Raw genomic sequence first — 19917 nt, 5'->3', positions numbered from 1 at the left:
CAGTGACTCCTCATATCTCAAATTCCATCTGTGAGCCGGCATGGCCGATCTCGTGGGAAGCAGCGACGATGGCGTGCCAGGAGCCGATCAGTTCGTTGTAGGCGCGGGCTTCCTCGGCCCACTTCTTGCGCTCGCACAGGGTGTAGAGGTGATAGGCGAGCTGGCGGATGGATTCGCCTTTCTCCGGCATCTGGGCCAGCAACTCACCGGCGGCGGATTCGCCCTGATTATTGAGACGGCGGATCATCTGGTAGCAGGCTTCCCAGATGGGCGTTCGTTGGTCGCGAGTGGGGTCCCAATCCGCTTCGTACTCGCTCCATTTGAGCAGGCGCACCTTGCCGCCACCGGATTCCACCACACCGGCTTCACGCACGCCGTCCACGCTGGTGCCCTTGGCCCGGGAGAGGGTATCCGCCTCGCCGAAGGGGCCGGCGCTCCAACCGTATTGGTCGAACCAGCTGGCACAGAACTGGGTGTCGGCATCGAAACTGCCGGACTCGGGGCTCAGGTATTCGGTGATGGCACGGTTGATCAGCACCAGGGCGTCATGCACGCTCATTTTGGAGCCGTCCTGGTTCAGCACCGCTTCGTACTTCGAGAAAATGGCCATGCCGGGGCCTATAGCTGACTGGGCCAAATCTACAGGCGCGATGGGGGTTTGACCACTTTCACCCCCGATCATGGTTTCGAGCGCGTCAGGCATTTCTTCTCGTAACTCACGCTGGAAGTCACGCCGTGAAATGGTGTTGGCTCCATCACCTCGCCTTCGGCAGACAAGAACAATGCTGGATGCTAGTGCGTTAGAATCTCGTGCTCTGCTTCGCGCGCCTCTTTCTGTTCTGATTGGCCAAGTGCCTGTTATCTGAAAGCCAGCAGAAATGACTGCATCCAAGAAAGCTTCCCAGCCGCGAGATATGGTTTTAACGTCAGTGCTTTCGGACTGTTTAAAAGCGTAATAGATTGTTACAGGAAAGTAGGGGGATGATTCATTCGCAATCTTCGCCATGACCTGAGTCATGCCGCTCATGAAATATTCATTTGCTGAGTCGCCCCAACGTTTTACATCTGCAACTAGTTCATCTGATTTTGGCGTTTGAATGGAGCCAAATAGCTCAGGGTAAAACGGCTTCAATGCGCGCCTTTGCCAGACGTAAAAATAATCCGATATATCGGCATATGGTACGTTGTCGTAATACGGTGGATCTGTTGAGACAACTTTTTCCTTGTAGTCGGCAGCTCTGGCATCGCATTGAGTGACAAACCCATTCGACATCTCCTTGTAAGTCCTTTCGACGACTTTGGCCGCCCAATCTGCGTTGGTTGCCCACGAGCAATGAAAAGAGGAAAACGGATTGGCTTCTGGATAGTCCCAAGTCATTGGGATCACGTGTGTCGCGAATACGTGTCCCACAGTTCCTCTAGGCATCCAAGTGGCGAGCGTGCTCCAGTAGTCCGCGCTTCGGCTTATCGCCATACCAAGGTACGTGCATATCGCCTTTGCGTATTCTTTTGATGCACCTGAATTTATTGCGTGGTCATAAACATTTGGCAAAAGTGAGGAAAGCTTGTCCATGACAGCGATCTGTCTGCCGGTATAGATATCACCGAATGTCTCCATGCCATAGCGAGGTGGTCCCATATACTGGGGGTGTGTGGAAAGTTTTTCCGATGGTTTCCACCCGGGTACGAACTCAAGCGCTACTTTCTCATGATCGGGTGATGGTGATAAAAAGAATCTAGCACCGTCTTTCTCAACGAGCATAGCTAATAGTTTGCTTCCCATGCGTCCTGCCTTGCCCATTTCCTTTATGTATGAGAGGGGTATAGGGCTGTCGGTCAGGATGCAGGAAAAAGAGCCTCGTCCTTTTTTAGTACCCTTCTTTGCATGGGCGGGGATTTTTTCGTTATGAACTATAAATTCATAGCCGTCTTCAGTTATTACTGGCTCAACCCACGCTTCTCGCCCGGTAACATTTGATATGGCGAAGCTGCTAACTAATGGCACGTTGATGCCATTCGCAGCTGGGCTAGGGCTCGGTACAGTCCGTGCCCACAACCATGCAAGTACTGTGGCTTTGCCTCCACCGAATTCGCGTGGCAATTCAGCTTTAGGGAATAAATGGCTTAGTTCTTGTTCGCAAATTGCTCCTATGTATGCTGCATATCTTCTAATGTCCTCGGCAAGGCCGGTACACCCCTCCCAATCTAATAATGTGTCAGTGTTATTCGAGGAAAATTCGGCCGGGCCAACGGGAACCTGGTTATAGAAATTGCGAGGTATTTCGATCAACGCCTTTCCGTTGATTACCGCAATAGGGTTGAGATCGGAGCTATAAGTTTCTAACCCAAGTCGCTGTGCTTCAAGCGGCAGGTATCCACGCCCGTTGAAGGGGTCTATAAACTTCAAAGAGGTTGATGCGTCTAAGCCATAAATTTGTTGTGTTTCGCGCCAACTTTTTTCAATTTCCTGTCTGGCGGCATTGATCACAGACTCATTGTTGGAGTTTTCCCATTTGACAAGTGCTCGAATAATGTCAAATAGGCGTTCCCTCTCCGCATCAGCTTGTGCTTTAGTTTTTCCTTTGTACCAGCCCCTTTCGCCACCTGGGTCGTTGACCAATTGAGCGAAAAGTATTGCTCTCGCTGCCGCCAGAGATCGTGATGCCCACCATGGGTGGATAGTGGAAGGGTGGCCGTGTCTGACGGACTTCTCTTTTCCAGACGACTCGTTTATGTCGTCGAGCGGCAGTGCGACTTCAATGAGTTTCTTTGGTGCTTTGGTGGCCATTGAAAATCCTTAAATCGTCTGTTCTGGCGCAACTGCCTTGGAAAGCAGGTCGCTCAGGTCGTAATTGATACTGGCCACGCCAAAGTCGGGCTCAGAGTTAAAGGGGTTGCGGATGTAATAGGGGCCTTCATGGCTGTCGCCATCGACGACTACGATGGCCAGTAGAAATTTCTCCGCCTGGTTCAGCGCATAGATGATCTCGTTGCGGCTGACGGTAATGGTGCTCTGGCCTTTGGCGCGGCCCTTGACCTCGATGTGACGATCAGGAGGTAGGGAGCCATCAGGATTCGCCGGCGGTCTTGCCGTGACGTCCCAGCCGCATTTTTCGGCGGAGACGTCCTTCACTTCATGGCCAAAGTCGCGCTCGATGGTCATCACCGCTTGCATGGCGACGTTTTCTATACGGGAGCGTGCTTCGGTATCGGCACAGAAGTTGGTTTCGCCCTTGCGCTGGGCCAGCAGTCCCCGGGGGATCACCAAGGCACCGCCGATCACTACCGGCGTACTGGAGACCACGTTTTTTATCGCTTCCAGTTCGCGCTTGCGCTGTTCGAGCCGGGCGGTCAGTTCTTCGACGGTGCGCTTGGCGTTTTGAGGCTGCATCCTTGGCTGCTTGCCGGCGGCCACATCGTCGCTGAGCTTGATGTAGCGGTCGGACCAGTAGTTGATTTCCTTCACCAGGCGCTCATTCACGGCGGCCAGCACCTTGTCGGCCTGGCGTTCGCGCCGGGCTTTGACTTCTTGATAATGCTCGGGGACCAAATGTTGGGAAGCATGGTTCAGGGCCAGGGCTTCCAGGTCCCCGTTGATCCAGGGGGCGTCGAGGATGTCCTGAACCCGCTGCAGGTCTATGTCGTCGACGGGTTGCAGGTCCAGGTGCGGTGCCCAACCGGCGTGATAGGCATTGCCATGTTGGTCGATCTCCACGAATTGCAGTCGGCGTGAGGCGACTCTGGGTCGATCTCCATTGGCTTCGCGCACGCTGTGATCCACCATAAACAGGATCTTCGGCTCCCGCCCGTCGTCGTTGGGGTCCACCAGCACGGCACCCTGCTTGAGTTTGCCGCGGTGGGCCGAAAGGATCAGATCGGTCGTGGCGTGCATCAGCGGATGGCCGGGATGGATGAGGCCAGCCATGGGTTTGCCATGCACCCGTACCAGCTGCTTTTCAAAGCAGATGCGTTCGTACTTCTTCAGCACCGGGGTGCGGGACTCGCCAATGACCCGGTCCCGCTCGCGGATGGCGGCGGGCACGTGGCGCACCTCGTAGCGGCCGGCTTCGCGGGGGCGCATTTCGCCATTGAGGTTCTGGAAGGCCTCGGTGAAAAAGGCGCGGATGAAGTAGGGCTGCAGTTTGCGCGCCTCGGCCTTCTCCATCTCCTCCTTGACCGCGTAGAGGTCCTCCAGGCTCATGTGCTGCTCGACCAGCGCATTGCGGCGTAGGATTTCTCGCAGGTGCTCGGTATCCAGCGCACCCTCGATCACCTGGTTAAGTTTATCTTTTACTTCCTGTGATTCGCCATAGCGGATGGCCTCGATTAACAAATCCTTGAGAGACTTGTTCTCGAAGGCCTCGCCCAGGATGTCGAACACCTTGCCGCCCAGGGCCTGTTTTTCCACTTCCAGCTTGTCGAACAACTTCTGGAAGACATCGCCTTCCCGGGTTTCCTTGGCCACCAGGTTCCACAAATGGCAGACCTCGGTCTGGCCGATGCGGTGGATGCGGCCAAAGCGCTGTTCCAGCCGGTTGGGGTTCCAGGGCAGGTCGTAGTTGACCATCAGGTTGGCGTTTTGCAGGTTGACGCCTTCGCCGGCGGCGTCGGTGGCGACCAGCACCAGCACGTCCGGGTTGTTGCGAAACTCCTCTTGGGCCTTGCGCCGGTCGTCCCGATTCACGCCGCCGTGAATGGCGATCACCGCCTCCGGTCGGCCCAGCATGCCGCCGATGCGTCCCACCAGGTAGTGGAGGGTGTCCTTGTGCTCGGTGAAGATGATCAGTTTGCGCCGAGTGCCGCCGCCCGTGTACATCTCCGGGCGGTCTTGCAGCAGGTGCGAGAGTTCCTCCCACTTCTTGTCATTGCCGGACTGGACGACACCCAGGGCTTGCTGCTCCAGGTTCTTCAGGATCAGAATTTCAGCTTCGAGTTCGGGAATGGTCTCGGCGGCGGTGGCCTGGTCGACGACCTGGTCGGCGTAGATCTCGTATTCCTCGGCGCTCAATTCCTCGTCGAGCTCGTCGAGGTTGTCGGGCAGGTCGATCTTCTTTTTAACGGCGTATTCGCCTAATGTCTCCGCAACGCCTTCGCGCACTTTTTCGCCGCGGGCGATCAGCTTCTCCTCTTCCAGCCGTGATTCTAGCCGTTTGCGACGGCGCTTGAGCGACTGGTAGATGGCTTCCGGGCTGGAGGCGAGGCGGCGCTGCAGCTGGGTCAGGGCAAAGCCGACGGTGTTTTTGCGGCCCTTTTCCTTCAAGTTGTCCGCCCGGTTCATCTCGTTGCGGACGTAATCGGTGACGGCCGTGTAGAGTGCCGCCTCCGCATCGGAGAGTTCGTAGTTGGCGGTGTAGGCGCGGCGTTCCGGGAACAGGGGCGTGCCATCGAACTTGAGCAGTTCTTCCTTGACCATGCGGCGCATCATGTCGGAGACGTCCACCTTGTGGGCGCCCTCGCGGAACTTACCGTAGAAGCGATCGCCGTCCAGGAGGGAGAGCCAGATCTGGAAGTCTTCTTCCTTGCCGTTGTGGGGCGTGGCGGTCATCAGCAGGAAGTGGCGGGTGATGGCGCCGAGTAGTTCTCCCAACTGGAATCGCTTGGTCTTTTTGACTTTGTTGCCGAAGTAGCTGGCGGAGAGCTTGTGGGCCTCATCGACGATGATCAGGTCCCACTCGGTGTTCCTAAGCTTCTCCTGGTACTCCTCGTTGCGCGACAGTTGATCGAGCCGGCAGATCAGCTGGTTTTGCGCATCGAAGTAATTGCCGGAGGCGCACTGCTCCTGTTTCTCACGGCTGAAGATCTCGAACTGGACGCCGAACTTCTCCAGCAGTTCGTCCTGCCACTGCTCGGTGAGCCCGCCGGGCGCAACGATGAGGACGCGCTTGGCATCGGCGCGCATCAGCAGCTCGCGGATCAGCAGGCCGGCCATGATGGTCTTGCCGGCCCCCGGGTCGTCTGCCAGTACGAAGCGTAGCGGCTGTCGGGGCAGCATGGACTCGTAGACGGCGGAGATCTGGTGCGGCAGGGGTTCCACGTTGGAGGTGTGGACCGCCATCATCGGATCGAAAAGGGCGGCCTGGGAAATCCGGTAGGCTTCCAATCCGAGTTTGAATTCGGCGCCGGGGGCGTCGAAGGCCCAGGGGCGGCCTGCCTGTGCCAGCTCGAGCCGTGCCTCATCGGAGCGGAATAGCATCTGCTCACTTAGGCGGCCCTGGCTGTCTTTGTAATAGACGGTGACTGCGTTGTCGCCGACGGGCTCCACTTGCACCACGCGCACGATCTCGTCGGCCTGAATGCCGCGGATTTGGGTGTCCTTTTTGATGTCCTCGAGTTTGAGCATTTTGCCCCCTTAGCTCGACTTTTTCCATTAACAGGCAAGTGTAACGCACTGAAAAATAATGCCTGGTGTTTTAAACGGGAATTTTCCATTGTCGCGATTTGAAATCGACATGTAAAAAACTCCCACTTCTTTAATGTTTGTTTCACCATGCTGCCCATGGAGAAAGTCGAGCTTACGTATCGGCGCCGCCGTCTTCGGGTTCATACATTTCCGCGATCTCTTTCAAGCGGGCCACCGCTTTGCCGTTGATGGTATCCGGGCGGTATTTGCCCTCCGCGCCCGGTGTTCCGGCAGGTTGATCCATGAGGAGTTCCAGCGCCTGATCCACGTGGCTGACCGGATACAAGTTGAATTGCCCGGCTGTCACCGCTTGAATGACTTCTTCCTCGAGCACCAGTTCGTCACAGTTGGGCGCCGGGAAAATGACGCCGTGGGTGCCGTCCAATCCTCTTGCCCGGCAGAGCTGGAAGAAACCTTCTATTTTCTCGTTCACGCCGCCGACCGCCTGAACTTCGCCGTACTGATTGACCGAGCCGGTGACCGCGAAACACTGCTGGATCGGCAAGTGGGTGAGGGCCGAGATGAGCGCGCTGACTTCGGCCAGGGCGGCGCTGTCGCCGTCGACGTAACCGTAGGACTGCTCCAGGGCGATGTGCGCGGAAACCGCAAGCGGGAATTGTTGGGCGTATTTGTATCCCAAATAGCCGGAGAGAATCATCACGCCCTTGGAGTGGATCGGTTGACCCAGGTTCACCTCGCGCTCGATGTCCACCACTCCCTTGGAGCCGGGATAGACGGTGGCGGTGATTCGGGCCGGCGCGCCGAAGCTGCGCGTACCGGTTTCGAAGACGGTCAAGGCGTTGATTTTGCCGGTCGCCTTGCCGCCGGTGGCGATCAGGATGGTGCCGTCGATGATTTCTTCCAGGCTGACTTGGGCCAAACGACCTTCCCGCTGATCCTTGGCCGCCAAAGCTTGATTTACGTGGGAAGCTTCGATGTGAGGGGCATGCTCTTGCGCGCGCCACCATTCGGCCTCGCGCAGCAGGTCGATGAGTTCGCCGAAGCGGGCCGACAGCTTGTGGCGCGATTCCGCCAGGCGCGAACTATGATTGGCCAGATGCAGGACCGCCCGGGAGGTGAGGGCGGCGGTGCGATTGACTTGAGTCTGATGAGCCAGGAAGCGGGCCAACAAAGACAGCATCTCCGAGGTGCGCGCCAGATCGTCATCGAAATCGGCCAGGATTTTGAAAATATCGTTGAATTCCGGGTCCACTTCCTGGAGAAGCAGATAATGACCGCGATCGCCGACCAGGATCACTTTCACATCGAGGGGGATGGGCTCGGGGTTGAGGGTCGCCGGCAGCAGGGTCGCCGGTTCGTTGGAGGGGCGTTCAATGGTCAGTTGGCCGCGTTTCAGGGTGTGTTTGAGAGTGGTCCAGGACAAGGGTTCGGCGAACAGCTTGTCGGCCTCCAGAATCAAATAGCCGCCATTGGCCAAATGCAGCGAGCCGGGATAGATTTTGTGGTAATTCGTTTCGATGATGCCTTGTTCGGCGGTATATTCGATGTGCCCGAATAGATTGGTGTAGCTGGGATGGGGTGCGTGGATGACCGGTACGCCCGCCTCGGCGGTGTGGCTGACGAATACATTGGGGGCGTAGTTTTCCTGTAAACGCTTGCGTCGAGTCGTTTCGTCGGTCCCTTCGGAGCACAGTTTTTCCTGTATCGTGAGTTCCAGGTCGGCGCGCAGGCGCTTGAAAAAATCCGCCAATCCCTCGACCTGGCGGTATTTTGCCTCCAATGGCTCAAGTAGCGGGGCGATGGCTTGGCGGACAGTGGTACGATCCAGGTGCCGCTGTTTTTCCGCCATCTCCCGCTTCCATTGGGGGAGTTCGGCGAGCAGATCGGCGAGGTAATCTTCCAGTTCGGTGACGGTGCGGTTGAAGGTGTCCCGGTCGGCTTCGGAAAGCTGGGTGAATTGGGTCTCGTCCAGCGGCGTGCCTTCCTTCAGCGGCGTAAAGGTGATCGAATCGCCATCGTGGAAAACGGCGATACTTCGTTCCAGGGCCTGGCGCTCCAGTTGATTGAAAGCGTGTTCATGGCGTTGATTGAATTCGCGCTCGATGCGGTGTTTGCGGCGCTGATAGGAGGGGCTTTCGAACACCGCCGGAAAGGTGTCCAGGAGTTTGTCGATGAAAGCCTCCATGTCGGCGGCGAAAGCCTGGCTGCGACCGGTTGGCAAGGCCACGGCGACGGGCCGGCGCGGTTCGTCCGGATGGTTGAGGTAGATCCAATCGTCGGGAGCGGGACGCTTGCGGGCATCTTCTTCCAGCAGATTGGTGGCAAGGGTCAGGCGACCGGTTCGGGATTCTCCCATCACAAAGGTGTGATAGCTGGGGTGCTGCATGGCGATGGCGAAGCGGAGCGCCTGCTCGGCCCGGGCTTGTCCGAGTACTCCGGTGAAAGGGGCCAGTTCGGCGGTGGTTCGAAAATCCAGGCCTGCTTGCGACTCGAGCAGCAGATCATCCGGAGAGAGCGGGGGGTGACGGCGAGATCGGGTCATAGAGCGGGATTTCCCTTTCCTTGTATAATAAATAAGATTTGTTGGGAAATAATACGGACATGGGGATTTTTTGTGCCATTATCGCCGGTTTCGTTCGAACCGTCGATGGGTTGAACGAATGGCTCGGGCGCGCGGTGGCTTGGTTGGCCTTGGGAATGGTGATGGTAACCTTCCTGGTGGTCATCCTGCGTTACGGCTTCGATCTGGGCTGGATCGCGCTGCAGGAATCGGTGGTCTATATGCATGCGGTGTTGTTTTTGCTGGGTGCGGGATACACCCTGAAACACGACGCCCATGTGCGGGTGGATATTCTCTATCAGCGGATGGGCGCGAAAGGACGGGCGTGGGTGGATTTTCTCGGCGCCTGGTTGCTGTTGGTTCCGGTATGCGTCTTTATCTTCTGGAGTGCGTGGGACTATGTGGCGGCTTCCTGGGCGATTCGAGAAGCATCCCGCGAAGCCGGCGGTTTGCCGGCGGTCTTTCTGCTCAAGAGCGTCATCCTGGGATTTGCCGCGATCTTCCTGCTGCAAGGCGTCGCCCAGAGCGGTAGGGCGCTGTTGATTATCCTGGATCGACCGTTGAAAGGGGAACGATCTTGACCGAATCGACCATGGCGGTGGGCATGTTTGCCGCCGTTTTCCTGGTGCTTTTGACCGGCTATCCGGTGGCGATGGCCTTGGGTGGAACGGCTTTGGCTTTCGCCGGCCTGGGGCTGCAATTGGATTTGTTCGACGCGGCGTTTCTGGAGGCGCTTCCCAATCGGCTATACGGCATCATGATCAACCAAACCCTGATGGCGGTGCCGTTGTTCGTGTTCATGGGGGTGGTGCTGGAGCGGGCCCGGATCGCCGAGGATTTGCTCGACACCATGGCCGAATTGTTCGGCTTCCTGCGCGGCGGCTTGGGGGTGACCGTCACCCTGGTGGGGATGTTGATGGCCGCCAGCACCGGGATCGTGGGGGCGACCGTGGTGACCATGGGCTTGCTTTCCCTTCCCACCATGCTCAAGCGCGGTTACCATCCCGCTTTGGCGTGCGGAACCATCTGCGCCTCCGGGACGCTGGGGCAAATCATTCCACCTTCCATCGTGCTGGTGCTTTTGGGGGACGTGATCGGTTCGGCTTATAGCCAGGCGCAATTGGAGATGGGCGTATTCACCCCTAAAACCGTATCGGTGGGGGATCTGTTCGCCGGCGCCCTTTTTCCCGGCTTGGGATTGGTGGCGTTTTATTTGTTGTTTTTATTGGCATTGGCCTGGGTGAAGCCCGACTGGATGCCGGTGAAGAATCCGGAAAACAAACGCGAGGGGCATCTGTTCGGACGGGTGCTGAAGGGCTTGTTGCCGCCCCTTTTGCTGATTGTGGCGGTGTTGGGCTCCATCCTGGGAGGCTTGGCCACCCCCACCGAGGCGGCGTCGGTGGGTGCCGCCGGTGCGCTGATGCTGGCGGGGCTGCGCCGCCAATTGGATTTTGCCCGCCTGCGCGAAGTGATGCGAAATACCGCTCGGGTGAGCAGTATGGTGTTTTTGATCCTGATCGGCGCGGCGCTGTTTTCCCTCGTGTTTCGCGGCTTTTACGGCGACGAGATGGTGGTGGCGTGGCTGTCGGATCTTCCCGGCGGTGCATTCGGGGCGATGGTGATCGTGATGGGGGTGATGTTCGCCCTCGGTTTTGTGCTGGATTTTATCGAGATCACCTTCGTGGTGGTGCCCATCGTGGGACCGGTGCTTTTGACCATGGGCTTGGACCCGGTCTGGCTGGGGGTGATGATCGCCCTGAACCTGCAAACTTCTTTTTTGACCCCGCCGTTCGGTTTTGCCTTGTTTTATCTGCGAGGCGTGGCGCCGGCGGAAGTGGGCACCGGTGCCATTTACCGGGGCGTCATGCCGTACATCGCCATCCAGGTGCTGATGCTGGGGATATTGGCCGTTTGGCCGACCTTGGCCACCTGGTTGCCGCAACAGATTTACGGGGAGTGAGTATGTCTAAAATCATTCAAGTAAAATTCTTCATCATTTCTATGCGAAGCGGGGACCGGGAGCTTGACCTTCGGGACGCCGTGAACCCTTCCTTGGGGGCTTTCCCCCCACCCAACCCTCCCCCCATTGGGGGGAGGGCAAGGGAGGGGGGGGCGCGAACGCCCTCCGGTCAAGCTCCCGGTCCCCGCACCCCACGAGATGGGTTTTGCGAACCATCTTTTACCCACTTGGCTCTGTTACTTCTCCTGATTTCGGCGGTTCAATTGACAGGCTGCGGTCAGAAAGGAGATCTCTATCTGCCGGAGCCGGAGCAAACCCAGGAAAAGGAAAAACGCTGAATGGATCATTTTTACTACCGCGAAGGACAATTGTATGCCGAAGACGTGCCCGTGGCGGAGATCGTCGCCGAATACGGCACGCCGGCCTATATTTATTCCCGCGCCACCTTGGAACGTCACTGGCGCGCTTTCGATCGCGCCTTCGGCGATTATCCCCATCTGATCTGCTACGCGGTCAAGGCCAATTCCAATCTGGCGGTGCTGGGCCTGCTGGCCCGCTTGGGCTCCGGCTTTGACATCGTTTCGGTGGGAGAGTTGGAGCGGGTGCTCGAGTCCGGCGGGGAGGCGGGCAAAATTGTCTTTTCCGGCGTGGGCAAGCGCGAGGACGAGCTTCGCCGCGCCTTAGAGGTGGGTATCCGCTGCTTCAATGTGGAAGTGCCGGAGGAACTGGACCGTCTCAACCGGATCGCCGGCCAGCTGGGCGTCAAGGCGCCGGTATCCTTGCGGGTCAATCCGGATGTGGACGCCAAAACCCACCCTTACATCGCCACCGGGCTGAAGGAAAACAAGTTCGGAATCGACGTGGAGACGGCCCTGGCCGAATATCGGCGCGCGGCGGAAATGCCCCATCTGGAAGTGGTGGGCTTGGATTGCCATATCGGTTCCCAATTGACCGAAATCACCCCGTTTCTAGATGCGGTGGCGCGGGTGCTGACCTTGGTGGACCGCCTGGAACAGGCGGGAATTTTCTTGCGCCACCTGGACTTGGGCGGGGGCTTGGGGATTCCCTACCGAGAAGAAACACCGCCCCGGCCAGACGAATACGTGACCGCGATTCTTGAAAAATTGGCCGGTCGATCCCATGAAATCTGGTTGGAGCCGGGGCGAGCCATCGCCGGTAACGCCGGGATTTTGGCGACGCGGGTGGAATATCTGAAGCCCACCCCCGCCAAGTGGTTCGCCATCGTCGACGGGGCCATGAACGATCTGCTTCGGCCTGCCTTGTATCAGGCCTGGCAGGAGATCGTCCCGATTCGTCCCCGTACCGATGCGCCGGAGCGGCTATACGACGTGGTCGGGCCGGTGTGCGAAACCGGGGATTTTCTGGGGCGCGAGCGGCGTTTGGCTTTGGCGCCGGGAGATTTGCTCGCAGTGCGGTCGGCAGGGGCCTATGGGTTTACCATGAGTTCCAATTACAATTCCCGTCCGCGGCCGCCGGAGATCATGGTGGACGGAGAGCGGGTGCATGTGGTCCGCCGCCGGGAAACCTTGGCGGATCTGTGGCTCGGAGAACAGGTACTGGCGTGAAATTGCGATTCACCAAGATGCAAGGATTGGGTAACGACTTTGTCGTGATCGACGCGGTCACCCAATCCGTGACTCTGAACGCGGTGCAGATCCGCCGCTTGGCCGATCGCCACTTCGGGGTGGGCTGCGATCAAGTGTTGCTGGTGGAGCCGCCGCCCGACGCCACCGTCGATTTCCGCTATCGAATCTTCAATGCCGACGGCGGCGAGGTGGCCCAATGCGGCAACGGCGCGCGCTGTTTCGCCCGTTTCGTGCGCGCCAAGGGATTGATCGATCGGGATCGTATTCGGGTGGTTACCGCCGCCGGTCGGATGGATCTTGAACTGGTGGAAGCCAATCAAGTGCGCGTGGAAATGGGGGTTCCCCGGTTCGCGCCGGAGGCGCTTCCCTTGGCGGTGCATGGGGAAATGTCAGAGTACCAGGTAGAGATCGACGGCGTCGACCGGCGGTTCGGTGCCGTATCCATGGGCAACCCCCATGCGGTGATCACGGTGCCCGACGTCGCCGCCGCGCCGGTGAACGAAGTGGGGTCAGAGTTGGCGTCCCACCGACTGTTTCCCGAGCGGGTCAATGTGGGGTTCATGCAAATCGTCGATTCCCGGCATATCCGCCTGCGGGTGTTCGAGCGCGGGGTGGGAGAAACCCTGGCCTGCGGCAGCGGGGCGTGTGCGGCGGCGGTGGTGGGTATTGAGCAGGGGAGGTTGCGTTCGCCGGTGACGGTCGCTTTGCCGGGCGGGGAATTGAAGATCGAATGGTCCGGGCGCGGAGCTCCGGTCGTCATGACCGGGCCGGCGGAATGCGTATTCGAGGGAGAAATAGATTTGTGAGACAAAAGTCATGTCCGGTGACGCCGGAACCGGCGGTAACCGAGGAGCAGGTGGCGGCTTATTTGGCGGCCAATCCGGTTTTTTTCGTGCATCACCCGGAATTGTTGTCCCGGCTGACCATTCCGCATGAATGCGGAGAGGCGGTATCTTTGTTGGAATACCAGGTCGCCTTGCTGCGCCAAACCAATCGCAGTCTGGAGCGACAGCTCGACAACTTGGTGCAGATCGCGCGGGATAACGATCGACTGCTGGAGGGAATGCACCGACTGACCTTGGTCCTTTTGCAGGCCGAGACGGTGGCCGAGGGGGTGGCGGGAATCGAAGAAGGATTGTGGAATCATTTCGGAGTCGAGCGGGTGGTTTTGCGGTTTTTTCAGCCCTGCAAAACTTCCGCGCGGGCCGATGTGTTCGTTCCTGCCTATCACGCCGATTTGTTCCAGGACGTATTGGAAACCCGGGAACCCTATATCGGTTCCCCGGCATCCAGCCAACTGGAGTTCTTGTTTTCCAGCGAGGCGGACGGAATCGGTTCCTGCGCCTTGGTGCCTTTGCGTCAACCCGATTTGATCGGGGTCCTGGCGATCGGCAGTCGGGATCGTCAGCGCTTTTATCCCGGCTTGGGGAAAGTCTTTCTGGCCCGCCTCGGCGAGTTGGTGGGGGCGCGGCTGGAAAACTTGCTGCAAGCGGAGGCAAGCGATGGGTAGTACGCTGGAAGGCGTCCTGGAGGGCTACTTGACAGCGCTTAAATACGAACGGCGGGTGTCGTCTCACACTTTGATCGCCTATCGTCGCGATTTACAAAGGTGGATTGCCCATTGCCGCCGGGTTGGCATCGATCGCTGGGACGGACTGGACGAAGGCACGATCCGTCAGTATGTGGGAGAACGTCGTCGGGAAGGAATCTCCGCCCGGACCCTGCAGCGGGAATTGTCCGCGTTGCGCAGTTTATTCGATTATCTCCTCAAGCACCGACTGGCAGAGGATAATCCCGCCCGCCGGGTCAGGCCTCCCAAGTCGCTTCGTTCTCTGCCCGAGACTTTGAGTGTGGATGAAGCCGGTGCCTTGTTGAACGAGGCGCCGAAGTCGGTATTTGAAATTCGTGATCGGGCGATGTGGGAGCTTTTCTACTCTTCCGGTCTGCGTCTTGGAGAACTGGTGGCCCTGGATGTGACGGATTTGGATTTGAGCGAAGCGATGCTGAGAGTGCGCGGCGGCAAGGGTGGCAAGGATCGGATTTTGCCCGTCGGCCGGCTGGCTCGAGAAGCAATCGAGGCTTGGTTGAAGGGCCGTGCCTCGTGGGTCGCCATGGATGAAAACGCCTTGTTCGTGAATCGGCGCGGTAAGCGGATGACCGGGCGCGGCGTGCAATTGCGCTTGAGTGAGTGGGGGCGCCGTTTGGGTTTCGATCGTCCGCTCTTTCCGCACTTGCTTCGGCATTCCTTTGCCAGTCATCTGCTCGAGGCCAGCGGAGATTTGCGGGCGGTGCAGGAATTGCTGGGCCATGCCGATATCGCCACGACTCAGATCTATACCCATTTGGATTTTCAGCATCTGGCCAAGGTCTACGATCAGGCTCATCCGCGGGCGAAACGGCGAAAATGAACCGGCTAAATTTGTTAAGCTATTGTCAATTACGCCTATTTGAGGATTGAAAGATGGTTTCCCCCCACGTATCGACAGAGTCCGAGGCTCCGCCGAATGAAGAAGCTGCGGAGGAGGTCCGGCAAAAGCGCAGAATTTGGACCTTTTCCGGAATTGCCGGCGCTATTGTAGTGGCGCTGTTCGCGATCGGTTGGTATTGGAGTTATCAGGCCTTATATCCGTCGGAATACGATATAACCGAGGTGGCGCTGGAAGAAACCGGAGTGGCCGAACCGAAAGAATTGAGACAAGGTGTCCGAACCACTTCGGTATTGATCCACAACATGGATTTTTTGATGACGAAGGCGGGCGGTTATTTGTCCAATGACGTGATGCCGCCGAGCATTTTTCTGGATAACATGCCCAATTGGGAATATGGCGTGGTGATCGCGTCTCGGGACTTGGCCACCGCGCTGCGCAACCAGTTTTCCCGGGCCCAATCCCAATCCGCCGAGGATAAGGACCTGGGGTTCGGGGAACCTTATTACTATTTCGAAACCGGTTCCTGGATTTTGCCCACCACCGAGGGTCAATATCAGAACGGTATCTCCGCCTTCCGCCGTTATCTGGGACGTCTTCAGCAGGGACGGGCGCCGTTCTATCCCCGTGCCGATAACTTGAACCAGTATATCGATATTTTGGGGAAACGACTCGGCAGCTACACCCAAAGGCTCAGCGCCAGTAGTAAGGTTCATGAGGAGTCGGCGCTAATCATCCGGGGCAAGCCTTCCGTCGCTTTCACCCCGATGGAACAGACGCCTTGGCTCGAGGTGGACGATCACTTCTACGAGGCCAGAGGCTATTGTTGGGCGCTTTTGCATGTCATGCGGGCGATCGAGGAGGATTTTCATGAGATTTTGAGGCTTAAGGCCGCGGAAACCCCCGTGCATCAAATCATCCGTGAGTTGGAAGCGACGCAGTCCCCGCTGCTGAGTCCGGTCGTTCTGAACGGTAGCGGTTTCGGGGTTTTCGCCAACTACTCGCTGACCCAGGCGACCTACATCGCCCACGCGAACGCCGCTTTGATCGATTTGCGTGCCTTGCTGAATATCTGATCGAGTCTAAAATATGCATACCTCACCCATCGACTCTGAAATTCGACGTCATCTCAAGGAAGTCAATACTTGGCAGCGGATTTTTTTCATGGCCGTCTTTGCTTTTATCCTGGGATTTGTCCGGGTCATTTTATGGGCGGTGGTCATTTTCCAGGTGGCCAGCAAGCTGCTGACCGGCCGCGATAACCCTCATGCCCGCCAATTGGGGGCGACCTTGGGGGTCTATCTTTACCAAATCCTGTTGTTCTTGACTTTCAACACGGACCAAATGCCTTTTCCTTTCGCCGAGCTGGAAGGTTTGGGCAAGCTTCCGTCCTCGATGCGGCGTTGACGTAGAAAATCGGATTTTTTCATTTTTGTGACGGCGGTCAAAAAGACCGCCTTTTTTATGTCGCTATCCTTCTCCTTGGTATACCTTTTTAGATAGCAAGTCCATTTAACTAAGAAGGTACGTGGTGGCATCTTCCGATTTGACGACAATGGCTCGATACTCCCCCTTATGGGAAGGGATTTTCTTTCTCGAGCCGTTCCTTCATTTACATGTGCCTGGGCACGTGGATTCGGAATCCGTTTATGATTTTTTGACGCGGCAAATCCGTCGGTGTCCGAATCTGTTGGCCTTGCATGTATGCCGCATTCGGGTTGCATTGAATCAGGATCCGGAAACACTGTTTGGCGCGTTGGTGGATTTGTTTTGGATGCTCGGGGAGAAAGGGCGGGGATTACGCAAGCGGATGTTGCGGGAATCGAGCGCGCGCATGCCTGAAGCCCGCGTTTCCTTATTGGAACAATGTCTGAGAGGGGAATTAGCGGTCCGGCAGTTGCCGTTTTCTCCCGCTTCGGTGCTGCATGACGGTATGCAGGCGAGTCAAACAAGCTTGATCCCATCCACTGAGGAGATATCGGAATCTGTGGATCCGGTCGCAGCGGCAAGGTTATGCCTGGAAGTGGGGCAACTGGAACAAGCTCAGGAGATATTGAGCGCACAGTTGCAGATTCAACCGGAAAGCGAGGTGGTGCGTCGGAATTTGCTGGAACTGTATCGAGCGAGCCGGGATACGGAAGGATTCTGGCAAGGTTACCGCTGGCTCAAAGACAACGGCCATCTGGATGAAGCCTGGGAGGCATCCGTCCCATGGTTCGAACGGAAGCGTGTTTAATTCGACATGGCTGCGGAACGCTTGAAAATCGCGGTACTGGGGTCTGCTGGTAAATTTCCCGATATCATTCGCGCATTTATCCGAAAGTATTACGGGGCAGGTATTTTAGTCGAGCCCTCGCTGGCGGATGTTTGCATCATCGATTTGGATGCCTATGAAGGAAAGTCCCTGTTGCAGGATTTGCGTCGGCAATATCCGGATCGGCAGGTGATTGCTTTGTCCCTCCGCGATCTAAAGGCAGAGAAAGTCATTCGGGTAAAAAAACCGTTACAGGCGAATGATTTGATCCAGTCTTTGGAGAAAGTACGCACGGAGCGGAATCCGACCAAATTGGTCGTAAAAGAGGAGGCGGACGAACAGTTGTCTCAGGCGGCGGCCGGCGTGGGAGAAAAGCATCGAGCGGATCCTTCCTATATCCGCTACGGTTGGGCGGGAGAATCCGATGGTACGCATTACAAGCCGGCCGACTATTTACAAGGCTTGTTGACCAGGGCTTATCGCCAATCCAGCCTGACAGGTATCGCGGTTAGAGTGGAAACGGGGTGGGAGCCGATTTTCATTTTTCCGAAAACGCGGAAAGTCTGGATCAGCGTCGACGACAAGAAATTGCACGCCTTTTGTCGAGTGCCCTTAAAGGTGTTTGCTGCTCTGCACGGCGATAAGGCGACGGCCTCTTCTATCGGGATCCATCCGGAGCCGGTGGTGGATCTTCGGGATTTTCCAGAACCCTTGCGGCCCATGGACGCTTTTTTGTGGAAGGTGGCGTGGTGGAACTCAGGCGGCCGTTTACCGGAGGCATTTCAACCTTCCTCTCCGGTTCGCATGAAGCACTGGCCCAATTTGACCCGCTGTGCCGGTCCGCCCGATTCGGTTCGGATTAGCGCGCTCCTGGTGCAGCAGTCTGTGTCGCCGCTGCGGGCGGCGAAAATGCTCGGTGTGGCCCCCAATACGGTATTTGGTCTAGTCAGCGCCGCTGCCGCTTTGAATTTAATCGAGCGGCTAAGGGAACCCGGCCCTGTTCAAAAGGAATCCGCGGCGCTCGTCCGGCATGCGGGATTGTTACAACGAATCTTACAACGACTTGGAAAAGGATAAGGAACGGTGGGGCAGTACAAGCTCATATTCACGGGACCTGTAGGTGCGGGAAAAACGACCGCCATCACCACCCTCAGTGACGAGCCGCCGGTTAAGACCGACGAAGTGGCTCGAGACATGACTAGGCAACGTAAGCCTGATACAACGGTAGCGCTCGATTACGGGGTGATGCGATTGGATAAAGGAGAAAAGTTGCATCTGTACGGAACCCCGGGTCAGGAACGATTCGATTTCATGTGGGATATTTTATCCAGCGGCGGGATCGGCTTGATTTTGTTGATCAACAATAACCGCCCCGACCCTTTTCAGGATCTCCGTTTTTTTCTGCAGCGTTTCCGTTCTTTGGTCGATTCGACGGCGGTGGCGGTCGGGGTGACCCAAATGGATCGCAAGCCCGAACCGCTCCTGGAAACCTATCATCAGGCCTTGGGAAAACAAGGATTGGAGGGAATCCCCTTATTTGAGGTGGATGCTCGCTCCCGAACCGATATGTCTTTGCTGGTGCAATCGTTGCTGTTCACATTGGATCCCGGTCTCAAGATGGATAAGGATGATGGCGAAATCTCGACTGCGTGAGGATGTATTTCTGTGGCCGACTCCGGCAGGAGCCTATTACGCGGTTTCCGAGGCGGAAAATACTTCTCCGCGAAGATTCCTGTGCAATCTATTGGGTTGCACGGAAACCCCTCGCTTGACCCAAGATTTTTTGGAGCAAATCAAAGAAGGGGAGTCCCTTGAACAAACGCTATCGTTGTTGCGTAGGATTCAATCTCTGTATTGGTTGCAAGGACTCAATGCCCCCTTATCCGTATTAAATCAACCATTGGAAGATATTCTGCCGGAGTTGCTTGCTGATTTGACGGAAAAAGGCAAGTCCCTGTTGGCCGACCCGCAGGGCTTTTATTTGGCTTCCAACGGTTTTCCTCATGAAACCGCCGAGGAATTGGCGGCCTTGAGTGCCGATGTATTGAGTTTGCAGGACCGCCATAAAGGGTTGCTGTTGAATAACCTGAATCTGGCTTCCCAGGCTTGGGGCGTGGTGGATGCCTCAGGTTGCAGCCGCCTGGGGATCTGGCCCTTGCAGGTGGGTAAATACCGCTTCGCATTGCTCATGACCGGAATTCCCCATTTCAATCATCCCAATTTCGTCCACTTGGTCTGGACACTGATGACCAGGTATGCCCCTTCATCGGTGCTTATCTGAAGCAGTTTTTTAAAGGAGATAATTTATGCGCGCTGATATGCTTTCATCCATTTTGACCGAATTGAACGGCACCTCCGCGGATATCGAAGCGTCGGGGGTGGTTTCCACCGATGGTTTGATGATGGCCGCGGTTTTGCCCCAAGGAATGGACGAGGACCGAGTGGGGGCCATGAGTGCGGCGATGCTGTCGCTCGGAGACCGCACCGCCCAGGAATTGGCCAGAGGGGAATTGGAGCAGGTATTGATCAAGGGAAAGCAAGGCTATGTGCTCATGACCCATGCCGGAAAAGAGGCGGTTTTGACCGTGTTGGCCAAATCCCAGGCAAAGCTCGGTTTGATTTTCTTGGACGTCAAACGTTCGGCGGAAAGCATTGCCGAATTGATCTGAGGGGTAAAAGCGCTCGATGAGGATTTCCGTATCATTTCCTTTGCAAAACCGAATTCGATGTAAAAGTGAGCAAAGCGCAG

The 19917-nt window shown here is 57.1% G+C and carries 17 protein-coding genes; 14 read left to right on the top strand and 3 right to left on the bottom strand.

Annotation, left to right across the window (positions count from 1 at the left end; all coding sequences use genetic code 11):
• Positions 1-10 precede the first annotated feature (10 nt).
• The 3 genes from H035_RS19525 to H035_RS19520 form a co-directional block, all read right to left on the bottom strand.
• Positions 11-2788: a DUF1156 domain-containing protein gene (locus tag H035_RS19525; protein WP_022949216.1), complete on the bottom strand. Its 2778-nt coding sequence runs from the start codon at positions 2786-2788 to the stop codon at positions 11-13.
• Positions 2789-2797: 9 nt separating this feature from the next.
• Positions 2798-6340 (bottom strand): helicase-related protein, encoded by a 3543-nt coding sequence (locus H035_RS0111970; protein WP_022949215.1) that lies wholly within the window; start codon positions 6338-6340, stop codon positions 2798-2800.
• Between the two features lie 172 nt (positions 6341-6512).
• A complete protein-coding gene (locus H035_RS19520) occupies positions 6513-8903 on the bottom strand; it encodes a Lon protease family protein (protein ID WP_022949214.1) in 2391 nt (796 codons plus the stop codon).
• A gap of 59 nt (positions 8904-8962) precedes the next feature.
• Here H035_RS19520 and H035_RS0111960 point away from each other — a divergent pair, with 59 nt between their 5' ends.
• The 14 genes from H035_RS0111960 to H035_RS0111895 all read left to right on the top strand — a co-directional run bounded on the left by H035_RS0111960 (position 8963) and on the right by H035_RS0111895 (position 19837).
• Entirely contained in the window at positions 8963-9502 is a 540-nt protein-coding gene (locus H035_RS0111960; RefSeq protein ID WP_022949213.1) for a TRAP transporter small permease subunit, read from the top strand.
• The gene (locus H035_RS0111955; protein ID WP_022949212.1) at positions 9499-10881 is read left to right on the top strand and encodes a TRAP transporter large permease; all 1383 of its coding nucleotides are present in this window, start codon (positions 9499-9501) and stop codon (positions 10879-10881) included. The genes H035_RS0111960 and H035_RS0111955 overlap by 4 nt, the downstream gene beginning before the upstream one ends.
• Before the next feature lie 2 nt (positions 10882-10883).
• The gene (gene lptM, locus H035_RS22765; protein WP_084684905.1) at positions 10884-11219 is read left to right on the top strand and encodes an LPS translocon maturation chaperone LptM; all 336 of its coding nucleotides are present in this window, start codon (positions 10884-10886) and stop codon (positions 11217-11219) included.
• Complete coding sequence (lysA, locus tag H035_RS0111945; protein ID WP_022949210.1) at positions 11220-12467, top strand: diaminopimelate decarboxylase; 1248 nt, start codon at positions 11220-11222, stop codon at positions 12465-12467.
• A gap of 17 nt (positions 12468-12484) precedes the next feature.
• Complete coding sequence (gene dapF / locus H035_RS0111940; RefSeq protein ID WP_321162855.1) at positions 12485-13294, top strand: diaminopimelate epimerase; 810 nt, start codon at positions 12485-12487, stop codon at positions 13292-13294.
• The gene (locus H035_RS0111935; RefSeq protein ID WP_022949208.1) at positions 13291-13998 is read left to right on the top strand and encodes a DUF484 family protein; all 708 of its coding nucleotides are present in this window, start codon (positions 13291-13293) and stop codon (positions 13996-13998) included. Before dapF ends, H035_RS0111935 begins: the two co-directional genes overlap by 4 nt.
• Positions 13991-14896, top strand: coding sequence for a tyrosine recombinase XerC (gene xerC / locus H035_RS0111930; protein WP_022949207.1), 906 nt, complete (start codon positions 13991-13993; stop codon positions 14894-14896). Before H035_RS0111935 ends, xerC begins: the two co-directional genes overlap by 8 nt.
• A gap of 53 nt (positions 14897-14949) precedes the next feature.
• Positions 14950-15990 (top strand): DUF2333 family protein, encoded by a 1041-nt coding sequence (locus tag H035_RS0111925; RefSeq protein ID WP_022949206.1) that lies wholly within the window; start codon positions 14950-14952, stop codon positions 15988-15990.
• 13 nt (positions 15991-16003) lie between these two features.
• Positions 16004-16321 (top strand): DUF4389 domain-containing protein, encoded by a 318-nt coding sequence (locus H035_RS19515; RefSeq protein ID WP_022949205.1) that lies wholly within the window; start codon positions 16004-16006, stop codon positions 16319-16321.
• 148 nt (positions 16322-16469) lie between these two features.
• Positions 16470-17150 carry a type IV pilus assembly protein FimV gene (locus H035_RS0111915; protein WP_022949204.1) on the top strand — a complete coding sequence of 227 codons (681 nt, stop codon included), beginning with the start codon at positions 16470-16472 and terminating at the stop codon, positions 17148-17150.
• Positions 17151-17156: 6 nt separating this feature from the next.
• Complete coding sequence (locus tag H035_RS0111910; protein WP_022949203.1) at positions 17157-18245, top strand: hypothetical protein; 1089 nt, start codon at positions 17157-17159, stop codon at positions 18243-18245.
• Positions 18246-18251: 6 nt separating this feature from the next.
• Entirely contained in the window at positions 18252-18821 is a 570-nt protein-coding gene (locus H035_RS0111905; RefSeq protein WP_022949202.1) for a GTP-binding protein, read from the top strand.
• Positions 18796-19449, top strand: a complete 654-nt coding sequence (locus H035_RS0111900; RefSeq protein ID WP_235044576.1) for a hypothetical protein — start codon at positions 18796-18798, stop codon at positions 19447-19449. The genes H035_RS0111905 and H035_RS0111900 overlap by 26 nt, the downstream gene beginning before the upstream one ends.
• Before the next feature lie 25 nt (positions 19450-19474).
• Positions 19475-19837, top strand: a complete 363-nt coding sequence (locus tag H035_RS0111895; protein ID WP_022949200.1) for a roadblock/LC7 domain-containing protein — start codon at positions 19475-19477, stop codon at positions 19835-19837.
• Positions 19838-19917: the final 80 nt, after the last annotated feature.

The organism is Methylohalobius crimeensis 10Ki (genome assembly GCF_000421465.1).
GTDB classification, from domain to species: Bacteria; Pseudomonadota; Gammaproteobacteria; order Methylococcales; family Methylothermaceae; genus Methylohalobius; species Methylohalobius crimeensis.
The sequence above is the reverse complement of the archived record's forward strand: the minus strand, read 5'-3'. Positions and strand labels throughout refer to the sequence as shown.

Excerpts from the sequence above, each read along its gene's own strand:
- H035_RS0111910 (WP_022949203.1), top strand. The coding sequence starts at position 17,157 with ATGGCTGCGGAACGCTTGAAAATCGCGGTACTGGGGTCTGCTGGTAAA.
- H035_RS0111895 (WP_022949200.1), top strand. The coding sequence starts at position 19,475 with ATGCGCGCTGATATGCTTTCATCCATTTTGACCGAATTGAACGGCACC.
- lptM (WP_084684905.1), top strand. The coding sequence starts at position 10,884 with ATGTCTAAAATCATTCAAGTAAAATTCTTCATCATTTCTATGCGAAGC.
- lysA (WP_022949210.1), top strand. The coding sequence starts at position 11,220 with ATGGATCATTTTTACTACCGCGAAGGACAATTGTATGCCGAAGACGTG.
- H035_RS19520 (WP_022949214.1), bottom strand. The coding sequence starts at position 8,903 with ATGACCCGATCTCGCCGTCACCCCCCGCTCTCTCCGGATGATCTGCTG.
- H035_RS0111960 (WP_022949213.1), top strand. The coding sequence starts at position 8,963 with ATGGGGATTTTTTGTGCCATTATCGCCGGTTTCGTTCGAACCGTCGAT.
- H035_RS0111915 (WP_022949204.1), top strand. The coding sequence starts at position 16,470 with ATGGCTCGATACTCCCCCTTATGGGAAGGGATTTTCTTTCTCGAGCCG.
- H035_RS19515 (WP_022949205.1), top strand. The coding sequence starts at position 16,004 with ATGCATACCTCACCCATCGACTCTGAAATTCGACGTCATCTCAAGGAA.
- H035_RS0111970 (WP_022949215.1), bottom strand. The coding sequence starts at position 6,340 with ATGCTCAAACTCGAGGACATCAAAAAGGACACCCAAATCCGCGGCATT.
- xerC (WP_022949207.1), top strand. The coding sequence starts at position 13,991 with ATGGGTAGTACGCTGGAAGGCGTCCTGGAGGGCTACTTGACAGCGCTT.
- H035_RS19525 (WP_022949216.1), bottom strand. The coding sequence starts at position 2,788 with ATGGCCACCAAAGCACCAAAGAAACTCATTGAAGTCGCACTGCCGCTC.
- H035_RS0111900 (WP_235044576.1), top strand. The coding sequence starts at position 18,796 with ATGATGGCGAAATCTCGACTGCGTGAGGATGTATTTCTGTGGCCGACT.
- H035_RS0111925 (WP_022949206.1), top strand. The coding sequence starts at position 14,950 with ATGGTTTCCCCCCACGTATCGACAGAGTCCGAGGCTCCGCCGAATGAA.
- dapF (WP_321162855.1), top strand. The coding sequence starts at position 12,485 with ATGCAAGGATTGGGTAACGACTTTGTCGTGATCGACGCGGTCACCCAA.